We start from the raw sequence: 1,583 nt of genomic DNA on the forward strand, positions 1-1,583 counted from the left end.
CCCTCATATGAGGGCTTTTGAGTCAAGCGTGCCGACTGGTGGCTTGGATGTGAATTTTGTATTCGGTGGAGTGGCGGCGCGCGGAGCCATGCGTAGCGCAGCGTGCCGCCGCGGTCGGTGCGCTCAGGAACTGGCTTCCGACGATTTATGCAGCGTCTCACTGCATCACCTCATATCCGGTCGGGCGTACAGCCCGGTACCCACATTCCGCATGCATGCGGCGAGGAAGCCACGAGGATGAGACCCATCTACGAAACGGCCTGTTGATTTGGCCCGAGGGTGGCACGGTCATCATCCATTCCGCGCGGACCGCGGCCGATGCCGCGACGCCTTGGCGTTGGTTGAAGCGTTTACGCCTTTGCGGTCTTGAGTCTTACGCCATCCGGCACAAGCCCGGTCGTGAGATAGCGCCAGAGCGCCACCACCAGCTTGCGCGCCAGGGCCACGATGGCGACGCGCTTGATGCGCTTGCCGGCATTGAGCGTGCGTCGCCGGTACTCTTGGGTGAGTTTGCTGTCCGGCTGATGCCGCAGCCACAGCCAGGCCAGTTCGATCGCGGCACAGCGGGCGCGTGGATTGCCCGCCTTGCTGATCCCCTGGTCGCGGTCGACCCCGCCGCTCTGCCACGGACTGGGCGTCAACCCGAAATAGCTCCCAACCTCACGCCGGTTACGGAAGTCCTTGTAGAACACCTCGTTGGTCAGCGTCGTCGCGAACGCAGGGCCGAGGCATTTGAGCCGGAGCAACAGCTCGCTACGCTCGGTCATCTGCGCTGCCCCAGGGGTTGGATCCGCTGAGGCCTGCTGCGCGAGTGCCTCAAGCCGTTCGCGCACCAGCATCAGTCGCGCGTGTTCGTGCCTGATCTCGCTCAGCATCCGTGGCGGCACCGCCTGGCCCTGCCAATCCCGCTGCACCGCCAGCCAGCTCAGCCAGTCGCGCCGGCGCGGATTCCCGACCGCCATGCCCAACAGCCGCAGCAGCGCCTTGATCCGGCTGGTGTGAGCGGTCTGTTCCTTGACCAGCCGGCCGCGTTCGCGGCTGGCGCGGCGGGCGTCCTCTTGCTCCGGCGCCGGCACCCGCACGATCCGCACCACCCGTGGCTCACCGCGCAGATACGCCATCAGCGTCCGCAACATCTTCTCGCCGTCGATCCGGTCGGTCTTCACCCGCCGCGCCCGCTGATCCACAGCAATGCTCGCAGGGTCAAACACGTAGTTCGTGATTCCTGCCGCCAGCAGAAGCCGGTGTAGCCAGAACCCGTCATAGCCGGCCTCGTAGCAGCTCACCACCGCCGGAACGCCTCCCAGCGCCCGAGCCGCCCGCTCCCGAACCCGACTGATCAACGCCAATAGTTCGACATGATCGCCACCCTCCAGCTTATGGCGGGATAGCTTGTCTTTGTCCGGGCTGTGCAGCGTCACCAACCAGCTCTTCTGGCTGAGTTCAATCGCAACGAAAATCGTGCCAAACTGTGCGGCGGTGGGCGTGTCTACGGTCGATGCTTGCATCTGACTCTCCGATGGTTCGAGTGTGGAAACCCAAACCTACCGGAGAGGGCACGCTCACCGCCCCATGGAATCTAC

The 1,583-nt window shown here is 64.7% G+C and carries 1 protein-coding gene; it reads right to left on the reverse strand.

Going from position 1 to position 1,583, the window contains the following annotated elements; translation table 11 throughout:
- Positions 1–350 precede the first annotated feature (350 nt).
- Complete coding sequence (locus tag AC0QUY_RS42515) at positions 351–1,508, reverse strand: IS110 family RNA-guided transposase (RefSeq protein ID WP_475391719.1); 1,158 nt, start codon at positions 1,506–1,508, stop codon at positions 351–353.
- Between the last annotated feature and the right edge of the window lie 75 nt (positions 1,509–1,583).

The sequence above is a fragment of the Bradyrhizobium sp. WYCCWR15520 genome, from assembly GCF_056174665.1.